The organism is Dietzia sp. SLG310A2-38A2 (assembly GCF_014145095.1).
Classification (GTDB): Bacteria; Actinomycetota; Actinomycetes; order Mycobacteriales; family Mycobacteriaceae; genus Dietzia.
On sequence record NZ_JAALDX010000526.1, the window covers coordinates 8,674 to 14,919 of the forward strand.

General features: G+C 61.2%; 5 protein-coding genes. 3 read left to right on the top strand and 2 right to left on the bottom strand.

Annotated elements, in window-relative coordinates:
- Window positions 1-213 precede the first annotated feature (213 nt).
- Both G6027_RS16670 and G6027_RS16675 read left to right on the top strand, forming a co-directional pair.
- Window positions 214-1,974, top strand: coding sequence for a hypothetical protein (locus G6027_RS16670; RefSeq protein WP_179523835.1), 1,761 nt, complete (start codon window positions 214-216; stop codon window positions 1,972-1,974).
- 1,204 nt (window positions 1,975-3,178) lie between these two features.
- Window positions 3,179-3,643: a hypothetical protein gene (locus tag G6027_RS16675; protein WP_182638119.1), complete on the top strand. Its 465-nt coding sequence runs from the start codon at window positions 3,179-3,181 to the stop codon at window positions 3,641-3,643.
- A gap of 70 nt (window positions 3,644-3,713) precedes the next feature.
- Here the strand turns inward: G6027_RS16675 and G6027_RS16680 are convergent, their stop codons facing one another.
- The gene (locus tag G6027_RS16680) at window positions 3,714-4,208 is read right to left on the bottom strand and encodes a hypothetical protein (RefSeq protein WP_182638120.1); all 495 of its coding nucleotides are present in this window, start codon (window positions 4,206-4,208) and stop codon (window positions 3,714-3,716) included.
- A gap of 472 nt (window positions 4,209-4,680) precedes the next feature.
- On the opposite strand from G6027_RS16680, the gene G6027_RS16685 reads away from it, so the two are divergent.
- A complete protein-coding gene (locus G6027_RS16685) occupies window positions 4,681-5,529 on the top strand; it encodes a hypothetical protein (RefSeq protein WP_182638121.1) in 849 nt (282 codons plus the stop codon).
- 38 nt (window positions 5,530-5,567) lie between these two features.
- On the opposite strand, the gene G6027_RS16690 is transcribed toward G6027_RS16685, so the two are convergent.
- Window positions 5,568-6,246, bottom strand: a 679-nt coding sequence (locus G6027_RS16690; protein WP_182638122.1) for a recombinase family protein, incomplete at its 5' end; no start/stop codon positions are given.

Consider the following 6,246-nt stretch of genomic DNA (forward strand, 5'->3'; position numbering starts at 1 on the left):
CAATGACGTTCCGCCACAGCCGGCTGGACGGGCTCTCGAGTCGGCACCGGCAACCAGGTCTTATGACAAGCCGCACCGTCGAGGCTGCGCAGCGAGCGAACTTTCGCCCTCTCCCCCGTCGCGGCATCTGTTCGTCAACCTGCGTCGTAGTCGATTGGGATACTGGATCGGTGCCCTCGCGCGATGAAGTCTTGATGAGTACTTGGCGAATCCATGTCCACTGAACGCGTCCCCTGGTCTCGCCTCGACAGCGGCGAGTTCGAACACACCGTCGCGATGCTGGTGTGCGCCGACCACCCGCTGGGTCAGAAGTTCACACCTGGCCCGGACGGCGGCATCGATGTCTTTGTTCCCGACGGCGACAGCCAGCGCAAGGTGTTTCAAGTCAAGAACTTCCCCCTGAAGTTTGCCAACGCAGAGTTCCGACAAGTGAGGAAGTCGCTCAGGGCGGTCGCCGAAACGTCAAGGCAAGAGGGATGGGCGATCACCGAGTGGCACCTTGTGATCCCCCGCGATTCAAGCCCCGGATACCGCGCTCGAATCGAAGAGGAGGTCAAATCTCTGGGCATCCCGACGTGGTCATGGATGGGCCTGACACGGCTCGACATTTTCGCGGCACGCCACCCAGAGCTCATCGATTATTACCTCAAGGGGGGCAAGGACCGTCTCGCTGATCAACTCGCCGATCTCACCGCCATCATTCGCGGTGACACGACCCTTGGTAGCGGGACTCGTTTGCAACCTGCCGACGTCGGCGACCGAATCAGGATCTTGCAACGTGCAGCAAACAATGACCCTCACTACCGGTACCACTTCGGAACATCCGATTGCCCCCCGCACCAAGTAGATGAGCCCTGGCTGGTTGCTGTCGCAGCCGAGCAACACGGCCCCATGTGGCTCCACATCAAGGTGTATGCAAAGTTCGCTGCCGCCCTCAGCGAGCGTCCGATAACCACTACCGTGCAGGTCGACGTAACCGGCGACCCGGCACTCGCCGAGAGCTTCGAGCAGTTTCTCGATTTCGGAACCGATCTCACGATCCCCTCGTCTGCTGCGTCCGCAGAACTCAACCTCCCCGGCGGGCTCGGCGGCACTATTGACAGTGCTGAGATCCACTTCACCGCCATCACGGCCGAAGCGGGCGGTCCGGAACCCGCATCTAGCATCACCGTTGGAGTCCGAGACGCTACAGGTGATGTCGTCGCCGAACTGCGGTTGGAGCGGAAGAGCTTCACGTCAGGGGTGCGCGGCGGCCAGCGAACCGTATGGGCTGACCGGACCGACAAGGTGGAGCTTGCACTTAGGACCCGCTTCGAGCCTATCGAAGTCGAAGCAGACTTCCGTATGAACTGGGACGCCTATAGCCAATTGCCAGGCGACCTCATCGATGCCGTTTCATTCATGGATGCGGTCGATCGCGGAGTGTCAATCGGACTGAGTCCCAGCCACGGACCGCGCCGTTATAGCTGGACTGTTCCTTACCCTCACGACCGAAATTCGAATCTCCATCTAACGGCGCGGCTCGTACGAGCGTTGAACGTAATCCAGCAGCACTCCACGGATCTGCTTCGCATCCCGAGCGCCCTCTCCGCGGGAGAACTCCGACATGTCTTCGAAGCAGCAACCCTCCTGCAAGGCCAAGCGGCTAGCACCACCTGGTCACCGTTTGAATTCACCATCGATGCCACCGATCGCCCCACGCTCACTGCGGGGTCACGTATCAATGTCGCGGTTACGCAGAGACTCAACATCGAGTTGGACGGAGAAGAACACCACCTTGGCCAAGTCGCAGCGTTCCTTGATGCCGTCGTCGACTCCGTCGACGGCGACACTGTCGCGCTCAGCCCGGGAGACCCGGACGCCCGTGCCACTCGCGTTCTCGCGGAGGGCGAAGAGTACAGAGTCTGGGTGGCGGCGACCGACGCAGAGAGCAAACGTCCCGCGCCCGACGGCAACAGGGATGGGCCAACCTGAACACCCAAAGCCGAACGGCCGCGAAGGGCACTGGGGAGTGTGGCAACTCCCCCATGTCACCATGGGCCGTCAGCCTGGTGTCGCATTTGACGATCCTTCAACGCGACACACCTAGGCACGGGCCACTCAACGCCCCACGTCGGTCAGGGCGTCGCGCAAACGTGTCGCACCAGCGAGTCGCGTGAAGCACGACCAAGTGCGACACATGGATCCGGCGAGCTTTCTCGCCAACTCACTCGCCGCATCTGAGCGCGGGCCGCTGACACCTGTCCGGGCCGGTGATGACGTACTGCCACAAGCGGCGCTCGGCAGCATTCGAGTCGGCGCCGGTCTCCATGGATGACAAGCTAGCGCCCGTCCGGCATTGCGCGTAACCGCATATGACGCTCCCCTGCCGAAGTGCAACTGGGCACTAACGGACCAGCCAGGTCTCGTCCTCGCCCATTCGGATTGTGACTCTCTCATCGCCGTCCGTCCGGCCGGTCACCTCGGCCACCCCAGGGGGGAAAGACGACTCACCTGCTGGGCGCGACACAGGACTGCAGCTCCTCGGAGAAGTCCCGAGACCATTCACCGTCCATTGCCTTTGCGCCAACCCTTGCCCCCTTGCTGGCCCTGGGCGATACCCTGTGGCGCGGTAGGCTTACTCGCCCGACGCGAACCACGTCATTGCGGAGCTCCCTGGGGAATGACTTCGACACAGTACGTATCCTTCCAGCGGCACATGCCGGCACCACAGCCCAGATCTCACCTATCAGCGCAGCAGTCCCCCTGAACCAGCAGCCCGGAATGGCTCCCGAGGATAAGCTGGGCTGTGTCGTCGAAACGCAACTATGTGGGAGCCGCGCCACAGACTGGCATTCTGTGTCAGTTGTGCAGCCGTTCGACTGCTCTCACTAAGGCGCACGTTCCACCAAAATGTGCTGGGAATAGGGCGGAGCACGTCCATCGCACACGACCCTACATTCGCGACGAAGTCATGTACCAGGAGCCCCCACGGGATGGCGGCCTGTGGCTGAAGACTCTTTGCCAGCCGTGTAATCGGCTGGCGAGCAAATACGATGATGCATACGGTGACTTCGCTAGGCGGGTATCGCGGGTCGGCAGGCTTCGAAATAACGCCGTCTTCCTGCCGGTTTCCGCCGGCGGTGTCCCTGCTGTATCTGTCGCTCCAGGGCGCGTTGCACGATCTGTGCTTCATGGGATGGCCGCTCTAACCCCCTCGTTGAAGTTAGTCCACCAAGGCTTCCTCGAGGAGCTTCTTCGTGACGACCATGTGGAACTCCCACCTAGCCTGCAGCTTCGCGTCGCTCGGATCGAGCATCCCCAGTGCCGCGTATCGAGCGCTTACTGGATGCAACAGGTCCTTGGAGAGAGAAAGAACTACGATGTGCTCGCCGAAATCTGCTTCTATCCCTTCCTGTGGGTCCTCCGCTCTCCTTCCTCGCAATCGTTAGGTCCCAGCCTCGTCGATACTGAGAGATGGGGGGACGCCACGGATTGGATCCGCTACGACCCAGTAGTTGTGCGAGCGGACCTTAGAGATGTCCTCGACCGCTTACCACTCACAGTGCATCCAACTCTGCGCAATCGGGACGAGTGGATGGAGCTGCTGAGCGACGAACGGTCATACGTTCTTGAGGGGCTTGTGAAAACATGGAACCCGTAATCAGGTCAAAGTTCCTACTGGGCCACGTCTCGGCGACGCAGGTCGACGTGTTCGAAGTAATACGCGTGGGTCAGTCTTGGAGTTCGAACGGTACGGAGTCGTAGTACCGATCGAATTCGGTGTGGTTCCCAAGATCGCTCAGCAGCCTCGCCACGGTGAGCTCGTAGTGAGTGATGAGCAATCCCTGGTGCCCGCCACCTAGAGGAAGGATGCCGCGGGCTCCGTCGATATAGACGTAGTTCAGTCGGTCGACGAGCGAACCGCGCCAGAAGAAGTCGATCAACTTGATTTCGTTGATGTTAGAGTCCGGGAAGGCGCTCGCCCACTTAAACGCCAGGTCGCGGTCATGCCGGCTCTCTGGCATTCCATAAGCGATCGCCAAGTCGACGTCCGGCCGGTAGATGGCCACCTCGGTGTGCCCGTCGTGTTCTACACCCGAAGTGCCGTCGGCGGGACTACTCCAGGATTCGAAGCGGTCACGGTAGGTGGGACCGACCTTCGCTATGCGGTGCCAATCCCCTTCGGAGGACTCGGAAACCAGGGTTCGCAACTCGTCGAGCCTCATAAGGGGCCTCCGATTCGGTAGTGGCAGGCAGAGCACTCACTGGATGGAGCCCAGAATACTCGGGAAGCCCGACAATCGGCCTTGCAAGACGTGCCACGTCGATATCGTACCTGCTGGACCTCGCGCCCAAGGACCTCGACAAAATCATCTACTTCGCCACAATGACCAAACTCGTAGAAGCGACTGCCCGGGGGCAGAGCACCTTCAGTTCCTGCCGCGATGCATCTGGTTTAACAACAGCGTTACGAGACGTAAGTTGACCACCCGCGCGCACGTCCGTCTCGCGCTAGCTTACTGGACTGGTCCGGGCAGCCCACGTCCCACCAAGTCATCTCGACACAATCTGCTGCACGGATCAACTCGGCAGGAACTCGGTGTCGTACCTCGATGACACAGTGACCAGAGCGGCCGGGAGCCCCACCTAGCCGCACTGCAATCACTTCCCCAGAGAAGGAGATTCAAGATGCCTGGAATGACATTCAACGCAGAGCGGGTACTCCGGTGGCTTATCGACCAGCCAGGACAGCGAGCCAGCACTCTTCCTGATGAAGTGGTTCCCCCTCCTTTCGCCGAGACCGTTTACGGCGAGCTTCAACTTGCCGATCTCGTGCACGACACCCTGACTACCCTAGATGGCCAGTTCGACTTCATTCTGACTACGCGTGGCCATGTAGAAGCCAACCGGATGCGCAAAAGCTACCGCTCCTCACTTGCTCAAAGGCGGGTCCTGGAGTGGCTGGCGGACCATCCCGAGACCTCCCCGGAAGCGCTGGTGAAAAGTGAGAGCGCTGCGGACTTCACCGGGCCGCTCTCCGACCGGGAGGTCAGTCTGGCAGTCGAGGAACTTGAGTCGGGCGGCTACCTCGAGGGCACCAAAGCCTGGGGTGGATCAATGATCCGAGCGCGTCTTACCGCAGCGGGCCAGCGACTCCTTAGAAACCAGATGAGTATCGACCAGGTGCAACTGTCCGGAGGAATGACAACTATGAACATCTCGGCTGACAACTATGGAACCCAACAAATTGGGAACCAGGCGATTGGCGGACAGGGCCACTCAATGACTGCCCATATCGGCTCGGAGGTGTCGGTAGAGGACATTCTCGCGGCGCTGAGGCAGTTTCGAAACTACGTTGAAGACGCTGACCTGCCGGCGGAGGAGAAGCAAGATCTGCTCGAGGAAATTGGCGCGATCGAGAGCCGCGGACCTAGGCGTGGCCTTGATTGGGTCAGGGCTCAGCTCAATGCGTTGAGCACCGCTGTCGCAAGCACGCTGGGGGCGGAGAGCGCAGAACTGCTTGTACGCATGATCTCGGAGTCGTAAGACTCACCGGGACTTCGCGCCATTTCCCAACAGGTTCGCTACGGTTCTACGCGAGTGGCTCCTTCGCCCGCCCTCTGGAGTGCGCGGTACAGGGTCGAACGACCCACTCCGAGATCGCGGGCGATCGCCGACGGCCCCTCCCCCGCCTCGATGCGGGCTCGGGCCTTGTCGATCTGCTCGTCGGTCAGGACACGTTTTCGCCCCTTATACTTGCCCTTCGCCTTGGCGATGGCAATACCCTCGGCCTGGCGTTCACGGATGATGGCTCGCTCGAATTCGGCGAACGCCCCGAGCAGCGAGAGCATCAGATCCGCCCGGGGATCCTGGGCGCCTGCGGCGTAGGTGGCCCGCTCGTGGACGAACTCCACGCTCGCGCCCTTCGCGGTGATCTCGCCGACGATCTGCTTGAGATCAACGAGGGATCGAGCGAGTCGATCCATCGAGGCGACAACCAGCTCGTCACCGTCTCGCAGGTACCTGATGCACTCTTCGAGCTTCACGCGATCAGCACGCGAGCGAGCGGACTGCTTCTCGACATAGACCCGGTCGCACTTCCCCACCGCCTCGAGCTGACGCGCCTCGTTCTGATCGGCGGCCGACACCCGCACGTACGCCACCCGCTGCCCACGCGGGCGTGAGGCCCGGCGAGCCGGCTTCGGATCCGTCTTTGGCTGTGGATTCCGCTCGATGACGTTCTCCGAGTCCGTCGACTCCACC

Excerpts from the sequence above, each read along its gene's own strand:
- G6027_RS16670 (WP_179523835.1), top strand. The coding sequence starts at position 214 with ATGTCCACTGAACGCGTCCCCTGGTCTCGCCTCGACAGCGGCGAGTTC.
- G6027_RS16675 (WP_182638119.1), top strand. The coding sequence starts at position 3,179 with ATGGCCGCTCTAACCCCCTCGTTGAAGTTAGTCCACCAAGGCTTCCTC.
- G6027_RS16680 (WP_182638120.1), bottom strand. The coding sequence starts at position 4,208 with ATGAGGCTCGACGAGTTGCGAACCCTGGTTTCCGAGTCCTCCGAAGGG.
- G6027_RS16685 (WP_182638121.1), top strand. The coding sequence starts at position 4,681 with ATGACATTCAACGCAGAGCGGGTACTCCGGTGGCTTATCGACCAGCCA.